Raw genomic sequence first — 23,341 nt, forward strand, 5'->3', positions numbered from 1 at the left:
GGAAACATCAGAATGCGTTTGCACCTTCTTAAAGCTGTGCCTTTTGCTCTAGCCGCCAGTTTCGTCCAGGCTCAGACCCTGCCCGAAGCCATGCAAGATGCCGTGAAAAACCACCCGGAGATCCAGGCCGCAATCAATGCGCGCATTGCTGCTGACTATCAGGTCAGAGAGGCGCAGGGCGGTTACCTGCCTAAAGTCGACCTGCTGGGCGGCTATGGCCGTGAAAGCTCGGACAACACCTCGACCCGCGCCGCCAGCAACAGCCACGATTGGAAAACCCTGAACCGCGGCGAATCGACCATCCGCCTGCAACAAAATTTGTTCCAGGGCTTTGGCACCATCAATGAAGTCGGCCGCCAACAAGCCACCGCCAATTCCCGTGGGTATGCGCTGCTCAATACTTCCGAGCGCACTGCACTGACCGTTGCTCAGGTTTATCTGGATGTCTTGACCCGTCGCGAGATGGTGCAGTTGGCAGAAGACAATCTGAAGAGCCACGAACGCATTTTTGACCAGATCAAACTGCGCACCAGCCGTGGCGTCGGAAGAATGGCGGACATGGACCAGGCTGAAGCCCGACTGGCTCAGGCGCAAAACAACCTGATCACCGAGCAGACCAACCTCGCTGACGCCAACACCAACTACCTCAGCGTTGTCGGCAAAGAGCCCGACCAACTGGAACGCCCACTGGGCGTGGTGACCCTGCTGCCAGCCAGCCTGGAAGACGCGCGCCGCCAGATGATTGCTGACAGCCCGGTGCTGCGCTCGGCCGAATCGGACATCGCCGCTGCCGAAAAGCAGTACGAAGCAGCCAAGTCGACCTTCTACCCGCGCTTTGATGCAGTGCTGCAACGCTCGGCCAACAACAACATCGGCGGCGAAGAGGGCCATGACAATGGCTACTCCGCGATGCTGAACATGCAGTTCAACCTGTATAACGGCGGCAGCGACAAGGCCAGCCTGCAGTCCAAGGCTTCCCAGGCCACCCAGGCGCTGGATATCCGCAACAACGCCCTGCGCCAGTTGAACGAAGAATTGGGCCTGGCGTGGAACGCTTACAACAACGCCAGCCAGCAAGTGCCAATCGCGCAGCAGTACGTCGACCGCAGCACCAAAGTGCGCACCTCGTACCAGCAGCAGTTCAGCCTCGGTGAGCGTACACTGCTCGACTTGCTCGACAGCGAGAACGAACTGTTCACTGCTCAGCAACGTTTGGCGCAGATCAAAAGCCTCTACGTTTACACCCAGTACCGTATCAAGGCCGACATGGGCCAATTGCTGAGAAGTCAGGGCGTAGTCGCTCCGATGGCATCAGTTGTGCAAAACGATATTAAACCGTCGGTAAACCTGCCAGGGATGAACTGATTCTTGACGGCGTTGGACCACAGAACCGTTTAAGAGAGAGTCAGCTTGGATTCCGAAATAGGTTTGGCGCCACTTCACCATGACCCGCGCGCTCAGCATGACGACCCATTGCTAGATGGGTTGTTGGCTCTCTGTTCGCTGCATTACAAGCCTGCCAGCCGGGCCATGCTGACCACCGGCCTGCCCTTGGCGGGGCAGCGCCTGAGCCCGGATTTGCTGCCGCGCGCAGCAGCCCGGGCGGGTTTGCAGGGGCGTTTGCTGCAGCGCAAGCTGGAGCAAATCCCGTCCATCGCATTGCCGGCCTTGTTGCTATTAAAGGAAGGACGCAGTGCGGTGCTGTTGGGATGGGAGGGTGATACCGCCCGCCTGCTGCTCAGCGAAAGCGACGGCGGCGAAGTCCAGGTCACCCGTGAGGCGCTGACTCAGGATTACAGCGGTCGGGTTTTCTTCGCCCAACCGCAGCATAAATTTGACGTCACCAGCGGCACGCTGATCCCCCGCGCACGTTCGTGGTTCAAAGACACCCTCAAACGCTCCCGCTGGCTGTACGCCGACGCTATCGCCGCAAGCCTGGTGATCAACCTGATCGCCCTGGCTGCGCCGTTGTTTGTCATGAACGTGTACGACCGCGTGGTGCCGAACCAGGCCACCGCCACCCTGTGGGTGCTGGCCATCGGTATTTGTGGCGCCTACCTGTTCGACCTGCTGCTCAAGAGCATGCGCAGTCTGTGCCTGGACCTGGCGGGCAAGAAAACCGACCTGATCATTTCCGCGACGCTGTTCGAGCGCATCGTGGGTATGTCGATGAAAATGCGCCCAGCGCGCGTCGGCAGCTACGCCTCCAACATCCACGAGTTTCAGGGGATGCGCGACTTCCTCACCTCCCTGACCCTTGCCAGCCTGATCGATTTGCCCTTTACCCTGATCATCCTCGGCGTGATCGCGCTGCTGGGGGGCCACTTGGTGTGGATTCCCATCGTCGCCTTCCCACTCGCCCTGGGCATCGGCCACTTCCTGCAAAAACCGCTCACGGCAACACTTGAGCGCACCATGGCCCTGGGTGCCGAGCGTCAATCGAGCCTGATTGAGACGCTCGCCGGGCTGGACGCGGTAAAGGTCAACAACGCCGAAAGCGAACGTCAGTACCAGTGGGAACAAACCATTGGCACCCTCAGCCGCCTGGAGCTGCGAGTCAAAGTGCTGTCCGGCCTGGCGATGAACATCACTTTGCTGATCCAGCAAGTGGCGGGCGTGGCGATGATTATCTTCGGCGTGTACCAAATCATCGATGGCACCCTCAGCATGGGCGGCCTGGTGGCGTGCTACATGCTCAGCGGCCGTGCGCTTGGCCCGTTGGCCCAGCTGTCGGGCCTGCTGACGCGCTACCAGCAAGCCAAGGTGACGATGGTCTCGGTGGACCAGATGATGGAGCTGCCGCAGGAACGCAACTTCGACGAACGCCCGCTTAGCCGCAAAACCCTGCAAGGCGCGATGACGTTCCGCGAAGTCGACTTTACCTACCCGAACCAGCAAACCCTGGCTCTGCGCGGGATCAACCTGAATGTTCGTCCCGGCGAGAAAATCGGCATCATCGGCCGCAGCGGCTCGGGCAAAAGCTCGCTGGCCAAGCTACTGGTCGGCCTGTATCAGCCGGACTCCGGCTCGTTGCTGGTGGACGGCGTAGACATCCGCCAGATCGACGTCAGCGAATTGCGCCACAACATCGGCTACGTCGCCCAGGACATCCAACTGCTGGCCGGCACCTTGCGTGACAACCTGGTCTCGGGTGCGCGCTACGTGGACGATGAGATGGTGCTGCAAGCCGCAGAACTCGCCGGCGTGCATGAGTTCGCCAGGCTGCACCCACAAGGTTACGAGCTGCAAGTGGGCGAGCGCGGGCAGAACCTCTCCGGCGGTCAACGCCAGAACGTTGCCCTGGCCCGTGCGCTGCTGCTGAACCCGCCGATTCTGCTGCTGGACGAACCCACCAGCGCTATGGACAACACCGGTGAAGAGCGCCTCAAACAGCGCTTGCAGTCGGTGATCGAAAACAAGACGGTGATTCTCGTCACCCACCGTGCTTCGCTGTTGAGCCTGGTAGATCGCCTGCTGGTGATCGACCGTGGCCAGATCCTCGCAGACGGTCCAAAAGCGGCCGTTATGGAAGCGCTGAAAAAGGGGCAGATCAGTGTTGCTTAAGTCCGGCCCAGGCCGTTGGAAAGACGTCATCTTCCGCTACTTCAAGGGCAGCGACTCGCTCGATGATCAGCCACTGCCCGAAGTCGAAAAGGCGCTGATCGACGACGCACCACGCATCGTGCGCCTGACCATCTGGGCCGTGATCGGCTTCTTCGTGTTCCTGCTGCTGTGGGCACACTTCGCGATCATCGACGAAGTGACCAAGGGCGAAGGCAAGGCGATCCCCTCGTCGCGCATCCAGAAGATCCAGAACCTGGAGGGCGGCATCGTTGCCCAGATTTACGTGCACGAAGGCCAGATCGTCGAAGCCGGCGCGCCGCTGATTCGCTTGGATGACACCCGATTTGCCTCCAACGTCGGCGAAACCGAAGCCGACCGCGTGGCCATGGAACTGCGCGTGGAGCGTCTCAGCGCGGAAGTCGATAACCGCCCGCTGAACATCACCGATGCCGCACGCAAAGCCGTGCCTAACCAGGCCTCGAACGAAGAGTCGCTGTACCTTAGCCGCCGCCAGCAACTGGCCGATGAGATTGGCGGGCTGCAACAGCAACTGCTGCAACGCCAGCAAGAGCTGCGCGAATTCAGCTCCAAGCAGGAGCAATACCGCAACAGCCTGAACCTGCTGCGCCAGGAGATCGGCATGTCCGAGCCACTGGTACAGCAAGGCGCAATCTCCCCGGTAGAAGTGCTGCGCCTCAAACGCTCGGAAGTTGAAACCCGCGGCATGCTCGACGGCACCACCCTGGCCATCCCCCGCGCCCAGGCGGCGATCAACGAAGTGCAGCGCAAGGTCGACGAAACACGCGGCAAATTCCGCAGCGAAGCCCTGGCCCAGCTGAACGAAGCCCGCACCAACCTGAGCAAGGCTCAGGCAACGTCCAAAGGCCTGGAAGACCGCGTCAGCCGCACCATGGTCACCTCGCCCGTGCGCGGTATCGTCAAGCAGATGCTGGTCAACACCGTCGGCGGCGTGATCCAGCCCGGCAGCGACATGGCCGAAGTCGTCCCACTGGACGACACCCTCCTGGTCGAAGCGAAAATCCGCCCACAAGACATCGCCTTCCTGCACCCCGGCCAGGAAGCCATGATCAAATTCACCGCCTACGACTACACCATCTACGGCGGCCTCAAAGGCAAACTCGAAACCATCGGTGCCGACACCGTGATGGATGAAGAGAAGAAAAACACCTTCTACATCATCAAACTGCGCACCGACCGCAGCCACCTGGGCACCGATGAGAAGCCCTTGCTGATCATCCCCGGCATGGTGGCGTCGGTGGACATCATCACCGGCAAGAAGAGCATCCTGAGCTACCTGCTCAAACCGATCATCAAATCCCGTGCAGAGGCGATGCACGAGCGTTGATTCTTGGCGGGTGACGCGCAGAAATGTGGGGAGATTTGCGAAAACTTGGGTTTTCGCAAAAATAGTCAGATTTCAGGGGTTTACAGAACCTTTTCAGTCGCTATAATCGTCGCCCTAACACGCCGGTATAGCTCAGTTGGTAGAGCAACTGACTTGTAATCAGTAGGTCCCGGGTTCGACTCCTGGTGCCGGCACCATCCAAGGTTCCATAGAAAGCTTTCAAAATCTCTGGAACCCCCGAAAAACCCGCCTTCTGGCGGGTTTTTTCGTTTTGGCGTTCCATCGGTTTCCGTCAGAAACTGGTGGATTCCAACCGTTTTAAGGGTAGAGTTTGGGATACAGGTCACTTCGATAAAAGGGAGTACCCTTATGTCGCGCACCACAGCTCCGCTCTCCGACGCAGCTTGCCGCTTGGCAAAACCTACAGACCGCGCCTACAAGCTTTTCGACGGCGATGGCCTCTACCTCCTAGTCCAACCCAATGGCCGCAAAGGCTGGCGGCTCCGTTACGTCAAACCTGACGGACGCGAAGGACTGACCTCGTTCGGCAACTACCCCGTCATTGGCCTCGCCGATGCGCGCCGCAAGCGCTTGGAAGTTAAGCGAATGCTGGCGGATGGCGTTGATCCTATAGAGACCAAGCACCAAGCCAAGGCGGAAGCCGTAATCAAAGGCAGAACCTTTGAAAGCGTTGCGCTCGACTGGCATACGGAAATGTCGGCCAAGTGGGCACCAGGCCATTCCAAGACTGTGATGAGCCGCCTCAAAACCCACGTGTTCCCGCTGATCGGCGCCAGCGCTATTGTCGACCTCGACACCCATGACCTCATGCAGCCCTTGGAAGCGATCAAGAAGCGCGGAACGATAGACGTAGCTTTAAGGGTACAAAACTACCTGCAGAGCATCATGCGCGAGGCAAAACGCCTCCGGCTTATCACCGCCAACCCTGCTTACGACCTCGAAGGCTTGATCAAAGCCCCGCGGGTGGTACATCGCCCCGCTCTACCCTTATCGCGACTGCCTGAACTACAGGAACGGATCGACACTTACAAAGGCCGGACAGTTACACGGCTGACGGTCATGCTATCGCTGCATGTGTTTGTACGATCCAGCGAGCTGCGTTTCGCACGCTGGAGCGAGTTCGACCTCAAGCGCGGCACCTGGGAAATCCCAGACACTCGGCCAGCGCTGGAGGGAGTACCCTTTTCCACAAGGGGTACGAAGATGGCCGGGGACATCCACCTTGTACCCTTATCGCCGCAAGCTGTGGCCTTGCTTGAACAGATCCACGCACTCACCGGTAAATTCGACCTGGTGTTTGCAGGCGATGCCAAGCCCTGGAAACCCATGTCCGAAAATACCGTGAACAACGCGCTTCGGACGATGGGATACGACACCAAAACCGATATCTGCGGGCATGGATTTCGTTCGATGGCCTGCAGCGCACTGATCGAGTCAGGATTGTGGTCGGAGACAGCCATTGAACGGCAGATGAGCCACAAGGAGCGCAACAACGTCCGCGCCGCTTACATCCACAAGGCCGAGTTCATCGAGGAGCGCAGGCTGATCATGAACTGGTGGAGCCGGTACCTAGAGGCCAACCGGCAGGAACATATCACTCCACACGAGTTCGCGAACCAGACCGGAGCGAACGTCACTCGCCTAAAAGCAAAACGTGGCGCAACCGAGTAAGCGCTCGGTCTTCATATCTCAGTGATCCGCTTGTCCACGCGGGTCCATCTAAACAGGGCCGCAAAGCCGCCCTGCTTGGATGGACCTCACTTAAAAAAACTAAAGCCCACGCAACTGTCTGTGGAAAACCACAGATTTCCACCGGTGGATAATTTCATCCACAGCCGCAGAACTCCCGAAAATTGGTGTCTTGACCCGAATTATCCACAGGCGTAGAAAAGATCGGGCAAAACGCTGTCGTCGACAGCAACCCAGGTAGCCAGAACCTTTAAGGCTACGCCACACGGTGGTGGTTCTCCCAAAGTGCGATTAGCGTCCGGTGGCTCGCACGGTCACAGCGATGTGATGGATGCCTACTTCTACCAGAGTGCCCACTGCGGCAACTCATACCCCTTTATAGCTGCCCTGCAGCAACCTATCCGCTTGGCCATTTCATTGCGCCAACCTGCGCCCGTCTCTTTCTTCCGGAAAGAGACGGGCGCCTTTCAAACTGCTGCAGCCCTGCTCGCATCGGGCTTGGCGGCTTTCCCCCTCGTGACAATCGGCATGACAAACACCGAATGCTCACTCGCCACAGAGATGCCGATGATGATGCCGCAGCCCACGGAATGGACTGCCCCTGACTGACAGTCAGGTATGCCCCGGTCATCGCCTCGCTGCTTTCACCTGACTCAGGATCTCGCGGCACCGGTCTCGTCAGCCAGTGCAGCCTCCACCCGCCCACCGCTATCGGTGTTCAGGAGGCCAGATCATGAGATGCCCAAGCTCTCGGTCGTAAAGAGCCGCCAGTCCCGCGTCAGTGGACAAACCTCACAGGTCGCAGGGGCCTTGATCCCTGATAACACTCAACATTCTTGGCGGGATGACGTGGGGAAAGTTTCAAAGGTTTTGGCTTCGAGAGGAGTTTGATCATGGCATTGGTAGGTAGACGAAACGGGCGAAATTTTGGCTATGGCCGGCAATTGAGTTATGCCGGGGCACAGGCGTTGCGGGACATGTTTGGCGGCGGGCATTACGGCACGGTCAAAGCACACAGTGATCGGTGGCAGGCGTTTGTGCGCTGGTGTCGGTCGGAGGATGGACCCGGGTTTAACGACGCGCGCCAGATTGATCGGCAGACCTTGCTGGACTACGCAGGACATCTGCGTAAGCAAGTCGAACAAGGCGTTATAGGCACCGCCACCGCGCAAAACCGGTTGTCCAGCGTGAACCAGACCATGGCCGCGCTTCGTGGTGATCAGTATGTAAAAGTGCCGAGCCCGAGTGACGCGCTGGGAATGCAACGGACCACCGTTCGCACAACCGCTCCCCAAGGCCAAGCTCATGAGCAAGTTATGCGCATCGTCGAAGCGCTTCGTGAACAGCATCCACGTGCTGCCGCCATCGCCCTCTTGGCGCGCGCCACTGGCATGCGCTTGCGCGAGGCGATCTTGGCCGACCTTCCGCGCCTTAATCGTGAGGCCGAACAATACGGCAAGATCAACATCCAAGACGGCACCAAGGGTGGCCGCTCAGGCGCGTCGGCACCTCGCTGGATCACAGTGAACGATTACATCCGCGATGCCCTGGCATTCGCCCATCAGGTCTCGCCCGATGGTAGCCGCAACCTGCTGGCACCGGATGAAAGCTACCTAAGTTTCCAACAGCGGATCGTTCGCCTCGCGCGGGACATCCTCCATAAGCACTACCTCAAAGGGTTCCACGAATTGCGCGCGGCCTACGCGTGCGAGCGCTATGAACAGATCACCCATCACCTAGCGCCCACCAACAGTGGCGGGTGCAGACGGCTCGATCCACACCTTGATCGAGAGGCACGATTAAAAATCAGCTATGAGCTGGGACACGGTCGAATCGACGTGGTATCGGCGTACATCGGTGGCCGGACATGAGTAAAGCATTCGATATGGAGCTATTCCTAGCGAGCGTCCTGAGCGGATCGCATACCACACGATTGCGCCACATTCGGCAGGCCAAGGCCATCCAGATTGCAATTGCCGACCGCTGGCATCGAGACAATCCATGGACGTGGAAGCAAAAGCATTTCGAGTGGTTCTTAAATCACCACGTGAATAGGTATGCGGAATCGACACGCTATTACTTTTTACTGACGGTGCAACTGCTCACAAAACGATTAGGAAAATCCTGGAAATTCAGCCACTAGGCATAGCAAAGCTTGTTTTGGTACGAAACATGAGAATTAATACGATGGGCCTACCGGATTATCGTGGTCTGCCTCCCTGTTTTGCGCACTAGGATCATGCCATTTTGGCGAAGCGCGTACCTTTGCCCCTCTATGGGCGAGGAATGGGCCGACGACACCACTGTTGAGCTCTGGACGGACGTGGAGAGTGCCTTGCAGGATCTGTAGCTTAGCGGGCGCTACCCAGCCAATGTGTTCAAATCAAGCCTTCAACAATGGAGCTTCCATTGGAATACTGCATCGGGCAATTCAGCAATATTCAGCATCGATGCTCCCTCCAGACCGGTCACTACAGTGTGGCTCCAACAAGGAAAGCGGGGGTCGACAACATGGACGCACCACTATAAATACTGCCAAGTCCGTACCCGCAATCCACAATCCTTCGTTCACAACCCAAGACTCGGGATTATATGGTAGGCACCTGAATGCGGTAGATTAGGTGGGCTAGGTAGGTACAACCCACTCTTGCACAGAGGTGTGCTTGGCTACGGGTTATCATCACATCAATATCTAATATGCATGAGCAGGGAGGGTGTCAGACACATGGATAATGAAAATTATGCTTCCAATACTATAACCGATACTGAAGTGGTAATTATTGGAGGGGGCCTAGCAGGAATATTTTCTGCGATAAATTTATCTAATCAGGGAATTCCACATATATTGATCGATAACCCACTCCCGGACGCAAAATCTCGACTTGGGGGGTTTGCAAGATTTTCAGGTGCTAAATTCTCATTACCCCCGGCAGGCATGGGGTTAGTACATGTGGCGGGGTCAGAGATTCGGCTGTCCGAAGCAATTGAAAAAATATTAAAGATATTATCACTTGAACAAAAAAACACTGCCCTATCTAGTGATAATTTTGTTGAACTATCTTCTAACGCAACCCTGCGAAAGTATAGCTCTATAGTTCTCAGCCCTACGGAAATTGACATACTCTTAGATAAACTAGACCACAAAGTTCGCTCCAGCACCAGAATTATAGCCGGAGAAGCAACTCATATTGTAAAATCGAAAGAAGGGTGGTCAGTACGCATCGACAACGGACAAGAAATAGAGAAAACCATTACATGTAGTACCGTATTCTATGCCGCAGGTCGCCTATCCAATAATATAATTGCGGCCGCTGGCGCATTACCAACTACGGGAAAGGGACTGGATATCGGGGTTAGAGTTGAGTTTTTGTCTAAGGATGGGGTATCGGGGCTGCGAAGCTATGGACCTGACGCGAAAATACTTAATGGAAACTGTAGGACGTTTTGCTTGAACTCCCCAGGAACGATCTACAGATATGACTATTTAAGCGGCAGCATACCTGGCGGGGTCGTTGCCGATGACACGATCAATACGGCCAATGTCGGAATACTTTGCCGAACAAGCGACAAAGATTTAATTCTTCAAAACTTCAGAAATACAGCATACTTATCACATAAAGAATTATTACTAGAAAGTGACATTGTAAGAAAATCCGAGCAGGAATTCACAATCCCATCTATAATGCGTAATCTATTCGGGGACGAAATAGTTAATGAGTTAGAGCAGTTCGGTCGAATGCTAGACTCATGCAAACTTTGGGATACGCGCATGGACCATAAAATCCATTTGCCGCTTTTAGATTGGCATTGGAGCACATTTGCGCTCCCAGAGTCTCATAAAACAACAGAACCAGGACTGTACGCACTGGGCGATAGTTCTGGACATGCTCGGGGACTACTTCAAGCTGCAATCTCGGGGTGGTTTGCGGCAGAGGAGTATGGAGATGTACGTTAGGCGATCTTGGGATCCCCTTTATGGGCGCATCGATTTTTCTGAGTTTGAAAATAGTCTGTTGTTGCTCCCTGAAATCCAGCGACTACGTTACGTACGCATGTGCAATATAAATTCCATGCTGGTGACCGGCGCTTCCGAGATATCTAGATTTGAGCATATTATCGGAGTGATGCATCTGGCGAAAGAGTGGGCAAAGCTTCAAAAGCTACCTGAAAGCGAAGCGCGCGACCTGGTAGCAGCTGCGGCTCTCCACGACATGCAAACTGGACCCTTTGGCCACTCCATGCAATACGTGTTAGAGGATAACTTGGGAGAAGAAGAATTTCTGCACGATGATATTAAACATGGATGGAGATCTACATATCATCAACAGATGCTAGCAGGTGCAGCCTTTGCTGGTAAGACATTTTCTGCATCCCGTTTTCTAGGCAGTCGGTGGGAAAACGTGACCAGCATTATTCACGGCGATGGATTATATGGTCCGTTGATAGCTGGGACAATGGATTTAGACAATATAGACAATGTTGTGAGACTTGCTTTTCACGTCGGGATAGTCGATCAGAGCGAAAAGAAATTACCCTTAGAGCTTTTGAAAAATATCTGTATTCAAGATGGAAGACTAGCCCTTCCAAGCGCCTCCGCCTCCCTCATCGAACGGTGGCAAGTCATTAGAACAAATCTTTATCGCTTGTTGCTACTCGACTGGGCAGAGTTTTCTGCGAAAGCTATGCTAACTAAAGCAATAGAGCTTGCCGCCAGATATAAAATAATTGGCGCCGACTCTTGGATAAAAACAGACCTAGAGTTTTTAGATTTTATTCAAAGCCAATCGATTGGTGCGCCACAGGAAATAAAAGAACTGGTTCTCCGACTACGCCGAGGCGAGTTGTATCACCCTATAACAATGTTATCCTCCACGAGTATTAGTAAATACCAAGAGCTGTCGACAACAGAGGCCAAAAGCAGAATCGAGAAAAAAATATTGACATCCGGAAAGTCCAAAACATCTAAAATTTTACTTCACTTAATTTTAGATAAAGGAAAGACCGAACGTAGTGTCACATTTATTTCAACCGAAGAATCAAAAGAAATGGTTGTTGGCCAAGACAGCAGACAACTTTTAATTGGATTATTTTCACAATCACTACTTTCGGAAGCCGAGCACCGGGATATAATAAAGACCTCTTTGGATATTTTCCAAAGCGAAGGATTAGAAAACTTAATTGAACTCGATGATCCTATGGGTACAGCGCCAATGAGCCAAACCTCACTATTATGATTACTGAGAAAATAAAGCGACAACTTGAAGTTGTAGACTGGGATTTCTCGGAACATTTACCAGGAATAACTAAGAGCATCCATTGGTACCCTGGTACGTATCCATCCGACTTACCAGCGACACTTATCCAAGCCTTATCAAAAGTTGATGACTTAGTTATCGACCCTTATGGTGGCGTTGGTACCACAGGATTAGAGGCAGTCCGTCAGGCCCGCAAGGCATGGATGTTAGAAGCCAATCCAATCGGCTGTTTAGCGGCGTATGTTGCTGGGGGAATGGTACTACTAAAAACGATAGATCCGCGATTGGTGGCCTTGATCTTTAATCAAATAAGGCAAAAATTAAAGCAACTCGCGGGAGATTTGGATACTCAGCCTTTACTTGACGGAACAGCATCCCTTACATTTGATATTGACAATATCATGAATGGACTGATATCTCCCTCTCCAGAAAAATTCATAAAAGTCTATACAAATGATAGCTGTACGGATCTACTTTCTGATTGGTTCGAGGAGGACACGCTAAGACGAGTGTTAATACTCAACAATCTTGATAACTGGAACCTAGGCAGCGATTTTGTTGGACTCATCATAAAAGCCATGACGTCGTCTATTCTGCGTGCCTGCTCTTCTCAAAATAAAAGCTGGGGCCATATTGCAGATAACGTTAAGCCTAAACAACGTGTACAAAAGGATGTTTTTGGTACGGCCGGTCGATGGCTAACGCGATTTGAAACGATGCTGCGAAATACGGAAGTTGACACACTCAGTGAAAAGCAATCGAACGATATCAGACTTACCGTCTCATTGCACAACTGGGGCGATGCAACCCCTCCAACTGATATACCGAACCAAACTGGTGTTTTACTTGTGACCAGTCCGCCTTACGCTGGAGCAATTGACTACACATTAGCTCAAAGGCTGTCACTCTACATGTTTGGATTTGCCGATTCGACAGTAGCTAGCATGTGCCAAAAGGAAATCGGCGCCCGTAGAAAGCGCTTCCTATCAACCTCACATGTTGACTGGGCTAACCAAATTTCTGCAGCGCTTAATACCCAACTAAGCTATATAGAACATTCAGGACATGCAGTATTTGTTCTACCGCACAAAGACGCAGGCAGAGACATCGGAACACAGGCAATGACCGATTGCCTAATTAAAAATCGATGGGAAAAAGTAATTGAAGTAGATCGGTCTATAAGACAGGTTCGAGCGCGACAGTCGTGGACTTCAATCAAACGAGAAACCATCCACATATTTGGAAATTATAGTTAAGGTATAAATGGATGCGTACATTAGTTATATTGGTTGGCTTACAGGGCTCAGGAAAATCTACGGCTCTAAATCGGATTGCTTCTGAGACCTCATATCGTGTTCTTCAGCCTAGTACTACTAGAGCGCCTCGCTACGTAGGTGACACCGAATACGACTATGTAGACCAATGGGTCGATACGCACTATGCTTGGACCATTGACGTAGGAAGTTCCAAATATGGCATGAGAAAATCTCAACTTGAAGAAATTGATCAAGTTGGGATTACTGTTTTCCATCCTGCTCATATCGGCAGTTTAGCTGCATCTGCTACTAGCCGGAATTTTGAGATCGTGACTGTTGGTCTTGACACGATTTCTGACCTCGCAGCTCAACACCAACGAGTTAACAATGTGGGAAGCAGAAAAGCTACCCAGGCAACTTTTGACGCTGATAAAATTGTTGTACAGAATTGCGATATAGTTATCAGAGGCAATGAAGAAACAATATTCGAAGCTGTATTTGAGATTGCTAACCTCTTAGGAGGTCGAGGGGGCGTCTTAGGTAAAAAAACCATATCCACATTAATAAAAGCGGATTCACTTCTTCAAGAAGCTGATTCGAAAAGAATTCAAACTGCCAGTTATGATTTGGTTTTGGCTGACAAATACTGGTGTCAGGGTAAATATCATACTCTAACTTTGGAAAATCCAACCGCTCATATACCTCCATACTCATTTGTTCTGGTTCAGGCGACTGAAACTGCAGTGTTCCCGCGCTTTATATGTGGCACCTTCGATCTCAGGGTGAAATTATTTTTTTCCGGAGTTGTTTTATCTAATGGCCCACAAGTTGACCCTGGATATCAGGGCGGACTTTTTTGTATGCTATATAATGCCAGCGGTTCCCCTGTCGGGCTAAATCGCGGACAGCATTTCGCGACAATACAGTTCCAAACGTTATCCAGCAATAGTGCCGACGGCTACATGGCTCAATACCAAGGTAAGCGTGACTTTACAGAGTTTTTAGACGGAAACGACTCACAAAAGCCAGGGGGTCAAATATTAGAATATATAAACAGTAAGCACTCTGAAATTAAGTCCACGTTCAACATCAACCTTGCCGCATTTTGGGCAATAGTCGCAATATTTGCTGGAATCGCTATTTGGCAACTTACCTCACTTAGTGAGTCACAGAAAAAAGTAGGCGAGGATATTAAAGAAATTACTAAGAGCGTAGAAAGCGCGGCTGAATCTGCAAAAAAAATCGAGAACCAACGACTGCAACTTGACAAAGATGTTAACAGCTTCAATAAAAAGCGCACCGAGCTTGACGAAGCCTTGGAAAGTCTGAAGTCAGATATTTCTAGCTATCAGAGATCGATCCCTTCCCCTAAGCCAACGTTGAAGATTCGTTGATGGCCAAATTTTCAATAGCTATCCTTGGCGGCAGCTCAATTGGCCAGACTTCTGAATATCAATCAGCCTCAATTGATCTGGCAGCTGCGCTAAGCTCACTAGATTGCGAAATAATATGCTGCGGCGGAAAAACTGGCTTAATAGGTACGTTCATAGAAAATTATGCAGATCCGGAGAATATACAAGCAGTCATCCTGAAACAAGAACTAGAAAGTATAGATGAGCGCATCGTCAACATAACTATTTCTGCCAATACTGCCAACCGAAAGGAGACCATTCTTGCTAAGTCCGATCTAATACTTGCGCTTCCAGGCGGCATTGGCACTATTGATGAGATACTTAGCTACATTTCCGCACAAAAAATAGGGGAGCACAATAAACCAATAGTTTTAGTAGACATTTCAGACTTCTATAAGCCATTGCTTTCATTATTTGAAAACCTGGTCTCCTCGGGTTTTCTTAAAACACAATTCTTAGATACAATCATATCTGTCGCTTCTATTAAACAAGTTCACGATCTAACTTTACAATTTAAAGATGAACAGTCTTTTTCGAGACTTTAGCTATTATACCGGCCTTCTAAATATCTTAAAGTTGGGGTTGGATAGTCGTATCATGCTAAATAGGGTAATTTTAAGGGTACCCCTTAGAGAACCAACAAAAAAATATAAAAAAATTAATAACATAAGCGAAAATTCGACTCCTGGTGCCGCACCATACAAGGTTCCAGAGAAGGCTTTCAAAATCTCTGGAACCCCCGAAAAACCCGCCTTCTGGCGGGTTTTTTTGTTTTGGCGTTCCGTGGACTCCGCCAAAATCTTATGGATACCAGCGGTTTTAGGGGTGAGGTAGTTAGATAAAGAGGGAGTGCTCTTATAGCGCACACCACTGCCCCGCTCTCCGATCCGGCTTGCCGTTCAGCCAAGTCCACCGCCGCACCTAGCTTTTAGACGACGACGGCCGCGCCATATAAGACAAAGCCCCTGTAGAAATGCAGGGGCTTTGTTGTTTCTGGAGTTCCACCCTGATCAGCCTGAACCTGCCATCGGCGGGCAATAGATCAAAATGCCCCTATCCCGTCGTTTCCGCTTTTTCGGTATAACCAATTCCCTCGCGTTGTGAACGGACCTCTATGAACGCTTTGAAGTTGATCTTCCTACTGGTGATTTTCCCGTTGCTGCTGACGGCCCTGGGTGGCTGGGAGCGCGAGCGGGCGGAGTCCGCTACTGCGGCGTCGATTGATTACCAGCGCCACCTCGTTACTTATAAACAACAGTTGCAAGAGGTGGCGGCCATGCAACCTGTGCCCACCGCCGATGCGCCAGAGGGGCTGATCAGCGTTCAGGAAGCCATCGCTCGACTGGAAAGAAACGAAGCTGAATTGCCCACTGCTCAACGCGTCAATCATGCACGGCGCGTCATCGCGCTCTGGGTGATGGGCCTGGGACTGGTCGCCGCTTTGATTGGTGTAACCGCGTTGCTTGCTACGCACTGGGCGGGACGACGTGCGCAGCAATCGCGGGAAACATTGTTGCAGGTGTTCTCCATCGGCAGCCGATGGTTGCCCTACGTGCTGGTGAGCCATGTGGTGGCAATGGCGGCGACCGTCGCCTTGGCGTTGAGCTACGAAGGCTTGGCGATGTGGCATATCGGCCGGCTGGGAAGTGGTGAGGTCAAGCTGATGGCGGTGCTGGGGGTGATTGCGGCGTTTTGCTTGTACTCGATCTGGCAGTTGCTTAAACAGTTGCGCCACATGCTGGGGATGTTCACGCCTGAACCGCTGGAGATGTTCGGGCAGGTGGTGACGCCCGAGCAGGCGCCGGGGCTGTGGCGCCATGTGAACGAAGTGGCGGGCAAACTCGGCGCGCTGCCGCCGGACCATATTGTGGTGAGCCTGGCTCAGGGCTTTTACGTGACGTCCAGCAAGGCCACTGTGCAACCGGCGAACACTTCGCTGCAGGGGCGAACCCTGCATGTGCCGCTGTTGTACCTGGGCCTGTTGAGTCGCGAGGAAGTCGGCGCGGTGATCGGCCATGAGCTGGCGCACTTTGCTGGGAAAGACACGGAATACAGCCTGCGTTTTTTGCCGATCTACGACGGGGTTAATCGCAGCCTGGAAGCGCTGTTGAACACGATGCTGGCCAGCGATGTTATCCAGGGATGGCTGATGCGGCCGTCGTTCATGTTCGGTGTGTTTTTCATGCAGCGCTTTGATGACGCGGTTAACCACTGGAGCCGTGAGCGCGAATTGCTGGCGGATGCGGCCGGTGCGCGACTGGTTGGCAGTACAGCTGCGGCGTCGGCGCTGTTGCGGGTGTCGGTGTTGCAACCGCACATAGAGGACTCACTGTTGGCATTGTGTGACGCTGCCTCGGCGACAGATCTGCCCGACGCCGTGCTCGCGACCTTGCGTGAGTGCCAATTGCAACTGCCGCCCGAAGCCTTGGCGATTCATCAACCGCACCCAACCGACTCCCATCCCTCCAACGGCGAACGCCTGCAGGCGCTGAACGTTTCGCTGGACGATGCCCTGCGCAGCGCAACCCGCGCGGTGGATAGCGACGCGGCGAATGCTCAGATAGATGCCTGCTTCAGCGCACCACAGGCCCTACGCGCGCAGCTGTCTGGCGACGTGATGGAAGTGGCCGAGTCAGAGAACACCGCGCATACCCATCTGCTGGAAACCCTGGCCGCTTCGACCGAAGGTGATCGTAGATTGCATGAAGGAGGACAGTGGCGCGGGGTACTGATGGCGCTGTCGGGCCTGCCCTTTGTGTTGGCTGCACTGTTTATCTTGAGCCGGGTCTGGCTCGCCCCGGAGCGTTTGAAAGGCACGCCGCTGTCGGCAGTCGGCGCGGGCGCTTGCCTGGGTGTTATTGGGCTGGCCCTGCTGTGGCTGGGCATCCGCCGATTCATTCGTGCGCCGCAGACCGCATTGCGCCTGACGCCGGAACATTTTGAGTTCAATAACCTGGCGCAGCCGCTGCCCATCGAACATATCGAAGAGATTTCGCTGCAATTCGTCCAGGGCATTTGGATAACGCTTCAATTGACGCCCGAGGCGCCATTACCTGCAACGCGCAAGACAGCGTTCGGCGTTCCCGGTGTGCGAATTAATAAAAAGAAACGCCAAGTGCTGCTGCTGATGGCACAGCTCTGTATCGACAATAAAAAGATAGAGCCCTATGAAGGGTTGTCCTTGATGCTCGACTACAAGAATGCCGCGTTGGCGCGCACGATTTTGCAGAGCCGCCAGGACTGATACGCGCACATAAAAAAACCCCGAACCAGTCGGGGTTTTTTATCGCCTGGAATCAGGCGCGACGTGGGATCAGTTAGAAAACGTTGATCGGGTAGTCGGCGAACAGACGGATTTCGTTACCGCCTACGTTGTACTTGTCGGCATTGCTGGAAACGCGCAACCACGAGGCACGAGCACGCAGGCTCAAGTCTTTGGCTGGGCCGCTCTGAACGACGTATTTGAACTGGTTGAAGATCTCGCGCTCGGTGCCATTGCCACGGCCACTGCCGTCGTCAATGTTGGTACCGCGAACGTAGGCCACGTTGTAGGTCAGGCCAGGCACGCCGAAGGTGCTGAAGTCCAGACCGTAGCCGGCTTGCCAGGAGCGCTCGTCCTTGCCGTTGAAGTCGGACCAGTAGGAGTTGGCCAGCAGGATGGTGTTGCCGCCGTCGCCGATGCCGGTGTCCACGGTATTGTCACGGTAGCCGCCATACAGGTAACCGGTATCGCCAGTACTGCGCTGATGGGCCAAGGTGAAGCTGTGCGCACCAACAGCCCATGTAGCGCCCAGGCTCCAGATTTTGTTGTCGCGCGCGTCGCCATTACCGCGTTGCTCGGCGAAGCTCCTGTCCAGCTTGGTTTTGTAGCCGTTGAAATCAAAGGTCAGCGACTGTTTCTCTGGCAGGGCCAGCACGTAGTTGACGTTGACGTATTGCTTCTTCAGCACGTCTTGCATGTCGGAAGCGTACAGCGCAGCCGACAGGCTTTCGGTGAACTTGTAGCTGCCGCCCAGGTAGCTGATGTTCTTCAGGTTACCGCTGTCGGTGCCTTCAGCACCTTTTTGGGCTTCCTTGGTGAAACGACCTGCGTCCAGTTGCAGACCTTCGATCTCTTTGGAAACGATCGAGGTACCGGTGTAGGTTTCCGACAACAGACGAGAGTTGTCGTACTGCAGCACAGGAACGGCCGGCATTTGATCCCCGTACTTGAGCACGGTGTTCGATACGCGGAATTTCACCGCGGCGCCGCCCTTGGCCAGGTCGTCGGCTGCTGCGCCGCTGTCACCTTGCTTGAAGAAGTTAATACCGCCCGCGCCGCTGCGGCCTTTACCACCGTCCAGACGGATAGCGTACTGACCGATCACGTCCACACCCACACCAACGGTGCCTTGGGTGAAGCCGGACTCAAACTTGCCGATGAAGCCCTGGCCCCATTCGGCTTTGTCTTGCTTGCCGTTTTTGTAGTCACGGCTGATGTAAGCGTTACGTGCTGCGATGTTCAGGTGGCTGTCTTCAACGAAACCCTTGGATTGCTCCTGGTCGTTTGCCATTGCTGCCGATGCGCTCAAAATCCCCAGAGCGATCAGACTCATCCGTTGCTTCAACATTTTCTTGTATTCCTTATTTCTGGTTGAGTACGCACTGTGACACCAGGCTCCATGTCGCTTTTCTGGTGTCGACTTTTCCGGAAAAAAGAAGGCCCGCGGACGACTGAACATGCCGCGGGCCTTTTTTTATTAGATGAGTCATGGCGGTTAGCCACAGGCGTTGGGCGCAATCCTAGTCGCGGGTTGAACTATGTGTCAATTTCGCGAATCGTCTGTATTTAGGCGAAATAATTCTAAGCAAAGGCCTATAGCCTGTCTGAAAACGACAAAAATCTTGTCGCATACAAGAAAAAAACACATCCAGTAACACATATCAAAGTGGATACGTTTGGTAATAGATAACGTGCGCAAATGCAAAGCATTACCATTAGCGCGTTTTCTCCTCCCAAACATTTTGGATACTTTTCCCAATGCCTGCCCCTCGCCTGACACCCATGACTCTTGGGCTTTCTTTTCTGCTGTCTGCCGGTTTTGCCTGTGCGGCCACCACCTTGCCCGAGACCTCGATCAGCGCAGAAGCTGACGAAGATGACCCGCGCATCAAGGAAACCAGCACCGCCACACGCACCGCCACTCCCGTGCGTTATGTGCCTCAGGCAATTGATTCGGTGAAGACTGAGAACCTGCGGTCCTACGGCACCAACGACCTGGGCCAGGCGTTGAGCGGCATCCCCAACGTGAGCAGCGGCGCCGATACACGTTTCGACAGTGTGCGCATCCGTGGTTTTGACGCGAGCAATGACTTCTACCTGGACGGCATTCGCGACGACAGCCAGTACGTGCGCGACCTGCATAACATCGAGCGCATCGAAGTGCTCAAAGGCCCGGCAGCAGTCCTTTACGGGCGAGGCGGTCAGGGAGGGATCGTCAACCGCGTGAGCAAGTTGCCAACGGCCGGGCACAAATCGAGCATCGAGGCGCAAGGCGGCAGCAACGATTTGCGCAGCCTGTATGCCGACCTGAGCACTGACCCCACCGATAACATCAGCCTGCGCCTGAACATGGGTAACCAGGACAACAACAGCTTTCGCGACGACGTCAGCGGCAGCCGCCAACTGTTTGCACCGTCCATGAGCTGGCAACTCACGCCTGACCTGAACTGGCTGGTGCAATACGAATACAGCCGCTACAACCGCACGCCTGATCGCGGCGTGCCCGGCGTCAACGGGCGCCCAGCGGATGTGAGCCGCAGCACCACCTACGGCGACAGCCGCGATTACATCGACGACAAAACCCAATCCCTGCGCTCCAAGCTCACCTACGAGCTCAACGACAACTGGCAACTGCGCCAGACGCTGGGCGTGTTCAAGCTCGACAGCGATTTCGACAATACCTACCAAACCGGCTACAACCCTGCGAACAACCGCGTGACACGCCAACGCTGGCAACAGGACCTGACCACCCTCAACATTTTCAACAACGTCGAGCTCGAAGGCAGTTTCAGTACCTATGGCCTGGAACACCGCCTGCTCACTGGCCTTGAGCTGGGCAGCCAACGTCGCGATCCAAAGCTATACAGTGGTGGCCTGACCGTGCCGGCCATTGACCTCAACCAGCCGAATCGTCATTTGAGCCATACCGGGCGGATGAGCGTGTCGAGCAACAACCACACCGAAGTCGAAAGCCGCGCCATTTACGTCCAGGACCAACTGCGCCTGAATGATCAATGGCAAGTGCTGGCCGGCGTGCGTTACGACGTGTTTGAAGTGAGCACCAAAAACAAGCTGCTCAATGTTCAGGAGGGGGTCGACAGCCGCAAGGCCAGCCCACGTTTCGGCCTGGTGTGGACGCCTCTGGAACACCACTCGTTCTATGCCTCGTGGAGCAAGACGTTCTCACCGGCAGGGGGCGGTTTGATCGGCATCACCCCGAACGCCGCCGGCAGCGTCAACGACCTGAGCCCCGAGCTGACCAAGCAGAAAGAAATCGGCGTGAAGAGTGACTGGCTCGACGACCGCCTGAGCACCACTCTGGCGGTGTACGAACTGGAACTCTACAACCGCCGCACCAACGACCCGCTTGACCGCACCATCATTCTGCTCAGCGGCCTTCAGCGTTCGCGTGGCGTGGAGCTGACGGCCACCGGCAAGATCGTCGGCAATTGGTATGTACGCGGCGGTGTCGGCGTGCAGGATGCCAAGGTCGAGAAGGACAACAATGGCTTTGAAGGCAAGCGCGTCAGTGACGTCGCCAAGCGCAATGCCAGCCTGTTTATCACCTGGAAACCGGAAATGGGCTGGTACGCAGAAACCGGCCTGACGCTGGTGGGCGACCGTTATGCCGACAGTCTCAACACCGTGGTCCTACCGGGTTATGGCAGTTGGGATGCGCTGGTCGGGTTCCGCCATAAAGAATGGGACGTGCGGGCGGCGCTGAACAACATTACCGACAAGACTTACTACGAATCAGCAACCAGTGTGGCGCAGATTCAGCCGGGGGAGCCGCGTAACCTAGTGGTGACGGGGACTTACAGCTTTTAATTTAAGTGTGGGAGGGGCTGCTTCGCCGCACAACGCAGGCGAGCCCCCTCGCCGCAGCAGGCTCGCTCAAACCTTTGATGGCCGTGTTGTTCAGTTTTTGAGCAGGTCACACAACGCGTGCACTTCATCATCACTGAACAACCCTACCGGGTAGCGTTCACTCATCACGCTGCGCAGATCCGATTGCCGCCGGACCTGCCGCGCGCCGTGTTCCTTCAACCAGTGCCCCAGCGCATGGATCGTATCGTTGTTAACCCGTAAAGGGTGGAAGGTGCGCGTGTAGATCGGGTTGATATCGGCGTTCATTTCAGCGCTCTCTCCTACTGCTTGAGCGGCTAACTTACTCAAGGTTTATGACAGAACTGTGCAGTTATCACCTTGGGCCACTGAGGCAACACCGATACAAGAGCTATGCCAATGTCGCGTGCTTGCGGGCTTATGGGCACAAAAAAGCCCGCGGCCTTACTGGGCCGCGGGCTTGCTGCAGACGCTGAAACCGAGTAGCACCCGGCCGCCGGAAAGGCGCTGTTACAACTGCACTCAGTTTTTGTGCGGGGCGGGCTGCTGCTGGGTCAGACAGTGGATATTACCGCCACCCAGTAACAGTTCACGGCCCGGCACCATCACCACTTCGTGTTGCGGGAACAGGTTCTGCAGGATGGCCTTGGCTTCGTTGTCCAGCGGGTCGTCGAAGCTTGGCGCGATGATGCCGCCGTTGACGATCAGGAAGTTGACGTAGGAACCGGCTAACCGCACGGTCGGATTACGTTCCTGGGTGCCGTCCACCGGGTCAACACCTGCGCATTCTTCTTCAGTGGCATACAACGGCCCTGGGATCGGCATTTTGTGCACTGTGAATGGGCGGCCCTGAGCGTCGGTGCTGCTTTGCAGCACGTCCATCGCCGCGTGGCAGCGGGCGTAGTTCGGGTCTTGCGCATCGTCGGTCCACGCCAACAACACTTCACCTGGGCGCACGTAGCAGCAGAAGTTATCCACATGGCCGTCGGTTTCGTCGTTGAACAGACCGTCTGGCAGCCAGATGATCTTATCCACAGCCAAGTTGGCGCTGAGCACCGCTTCGATCTCGGCACGGTCAAGGTGCGGGTTGCGATTGCGGTTGAGCAGGCATTCTTCAGTAGTGATCAGGGTGCCTTCGCCATCGACATGGATCGAACCGCCTTCCAGCACAAAACCTTCGGTGCGATAACGCGGTGCTCGCTCGATTTCGAGGATCTTGCCGCCCACCTGCGAGTCGCGATTCCACGGCGAGTAGAGGCCGCCATCAAAACCACCCCAGGCGTTGAAATCCCAGTTCACGCCGCGCACTTCGCCGCTGTTGTTGATCACGAACGTCGGGCCAGTGTCGCGTACCCAGGCGTCATCGCTGGACATTTCCACCACACGAATATTCGGCACGTCCAAACGAGCGCGGGCGTTTTCGTACTGGCCGGCAGAAACCGCCACGGTCACCGGCTCAAAACGCGCGATGGCCTTGGCCACTGCCACATGAGCCGCCTGCGCCGGTTTACCCCCCAGACGCCAGTTGTCCGGGCGCTCGGGCCAGACCATCCAGGTTTGCGTCTGTGGTGCCCATTCGGCGGGCATATGGAAGCCATCGGCGCGGGGGGTGCTGTGCAGGGTGGTCATGGCGATCAGGACTCCGAATGGGGGAAAAGGCCGACTTTATA

16 protein-coding genes and 1 tRNA gene are annotated in these 23,341 nt (G+C 54.4%); 14 read left to right on the forward strand and 3 right to left on the reverse strand.

Features of this window, described 5'->3' with window-relative positions:
• Positions 1 to 12: 12 nt before the first annotated feature.
• The 13 genes from AB4N82_RS08365 to AB4N82_RS08425 all read left to right on the forward strand — a co-directional run bounded on the left by AB4N82_RS08365 (position 13) and on the right by AB4N82_RS08425 (position 17,807).
• A complete protein-coding gene (locus AB4N82_RS08365; protein ID WP_032884990.1) occupies positions 13 to 1,365 on the forward strand; it encodes a TolC family outer membrane protein in 1,353 nt (450 codons plus the stop codon).
• 45 nt (positions 1,366 to 1,410) lie between these two features.
• On the forward strand, positions 1,411 to 3,564 hold the full coding sequence (locus AB4N82_RS08370; RefSeq protein WP_032884989.1) for a type I secretion system permease/ATPase: 2,154 nt from the start codon (positions 1,411 to 1,413) through the stop codon (positions 3,562 to 3,564).
• Positions 3,554 to 4,930, forward strand: a complete 1,377-nt coding sequence (locus tag AB4N82_RS08375; RefSeq protein ID WP_032884988.1) for an HlyD family type I secretion periplasmic adaptor subunit — start codon at positions 3,554 to 3,556, stop codon at positions 4,928 to 4,930. The genes AB4N82_RS08370 and AB4N82_RS08375 overlap by 11 nt, the downstream gene beginning before the upstream one ends.
• A gap of 121 nt (positions 4,931 to 5,051) precedes the next feature.
• A tRNA-Thr gene (locus AB4N82_RS08380) sits at positions 5,052 to 5,127 on the forward strand.
• A gap of 172 nt (positions 5,128 to 5,299) precedes the next feature.
• Positions 5,300 to 6,622: a tyrosine-type recombinase/integrase gene (locus AB4N82_RS08385; RefSeq protein ID WP_460104790.1), complete on the forward strand. Its 1,323-nt coding sequence runs from the start codon at positions 5,300 to 5,302 to the stop codon at positions 6,620 to 6,622.
• 911 nt (positions 6,623 to 7,533) lie between these two features.
• Positions 7,534 to 8,511, forward strand: coding sequence for an integrase domain-containing protein (locus AB4N82_RS08390; RefSeq protein ID WP_460104791.1), 978 nt, complete (start codon positions 7,534 to 7,536; stop codon positions 8,509 to 8,511).
• Entirely contained in the window at positions 8,508 to 8,783 is a 276-nt protein-coding gene (locus tag AB4N82_RS08395) for a hypothetical protein (RefSeq protein ID WP_339100710.1), read from the forward strand. Before AB4N82_RS08390 ends, AB4N82_RS08395 begins: the two co-directional genes overlap by 4 nt.
• Positions 8,784 to 9,365: 582 nt before the next feature.
• The gene (locus AB4N82_RS08400) at positions 9,366 to 10,595 is read left to right on the forward strand and encodes an FAD-dependent monooxygenase (RefSeq protein WP_460104792.1); all 1,230 of its coding nucleotides are present in this window, start codon (positions 9,366 to 9,368) and stop codon (positions 10,593 to 10,595) included.
• On the forward strand, positions 10,585 to 11,874 hold the full coding sequence (locus AB4N82_RS08405; protein ID WP_460104794.1) for an HD domain-containing protein: 1,290 nt from the start codon (positions 10,585 to 10,587) through the stop codon (positions 11,872 to 11,874). Before AB4N82_RS08400 ends, AB4N82_RS08405 begins: the two co-directional genes overlap by 11 nt.
• Positions 11,871 to 13,151, forward strand: coding sequence for a DNA methyltransferase (locus tag AB4N82_RS08410; RefSeq protein ID WP_339100713.1), 1,281 nt, complete (start codon positions 11,871 to 11,873; stop codon positions 13,149 to 13,151). Before AB4N82_RS08405 ends, AB4N82_RS08410 begins: the two co-directional genes overlap by 4 nt.
• Positions 13,152 to 13,162: 11 nt before the next feature.
• Positions 13,163 to 14,545 (forward strand): dCTP deaminase domain-containing protein, encoded by a 1,383-nt coding sequence (locus AB4N82_RS08415; protein WP_460104796.1) that lies wholly within the window; start codon positions 13,163 to 13,165, stop codon positions 14,543 to 14,545.
• Complete coding sequence (locus tag AB4N82_RS08420; protein WP_460104798.1) at positions 14,545 to 15,108, forward strand: LOG family protein; 564 nt, start codon at positions 14,545 to 14,547, stop codon at positions 15,106 to 15,108. Before AB4N82_RS08415 ends, AB4N82_RS08420 begins: the two co-directional genes overlap by 1 nt.
• 569 nt (positions 15,109 to 15,677) lie before the next feature.
• Complete coding sequence (locus AB4N82_RS08425) at positions 15,678 to 17,807, forward strand: M48 family metallopeptidase (protein WP_122764509.1); 2,130 nt, start codon at positions 15,678 to 15,680, stop codon at positions 17,805 to 17,807.
• 73 nt (positions 17,808 to 17,880) lie between these two features.
• Here AB4N82_RS08425 and AB4N82_RS08430 read toward each other — a convergent pair whose 3' ends face one another.
• A complete protein-coding gene (locus AB4N82_RS08430) occupies positions 17,881 to 19,173 on the reverse strand; it encodes an OprD family porin (protein WP_032884986.1) in 1,293 nt (430 codons plus the stop codon).
• A gap of 410 nt (positions 19,174 to 19,583) precedes the next feature.
• On the opposite strand from AB4N82_RS08430, the gene AB4N82_RS08435 reads away from it, so the two are divergent.
• A complete protein-coding gene (locus AB4N82_RS08435) occupies positions 19,584 to 21,653 on the forward strand; it encodes a TonB-dependent siderophore receptor (RefSeq protein ID WP_122764508.1) in 2,070 nt (689 codons plus the stop codon).
• A gap of 90 nt (positions 21,654 to 21,743) precedes the next feature.
• On the opposite strand, the gene AB4N82_RS08440 is transcribed toward AB4N82_RS08435, so the two are convergent.
• Positions 21,744 to 21,959 carry a hypothetical protein gene (locus AB4N82_RS08440; RefSeq protein WP_032884982.1) on the reverse strand — a complete coding sequence of 72 codons (216 nt, stop codon included), beginning with the start codon at positions 21,957 to 21,959 and terminating at the stop codon, positions 21,744 to 21,746.
• A 234-nt stretch (positions 21,960 to 22,193) separates the two neighbouring features.
• Entirely contained in the window at positions 22,194 to 23,300 is a 1,107-nt protein-coding gene (aguA, locus tag AB4N82_RS08445) for an agmatine deiminase (protein ID WP_032884980.1), read from the reverse strand.
• Between the last annotated feature and the right edge of the window lie 41 nt (positions 23,301 to 23,341).

The sequence above is a fragment of the Pseudomonas sp. H1_D04 genome (genome assembly GCF_054683855.1).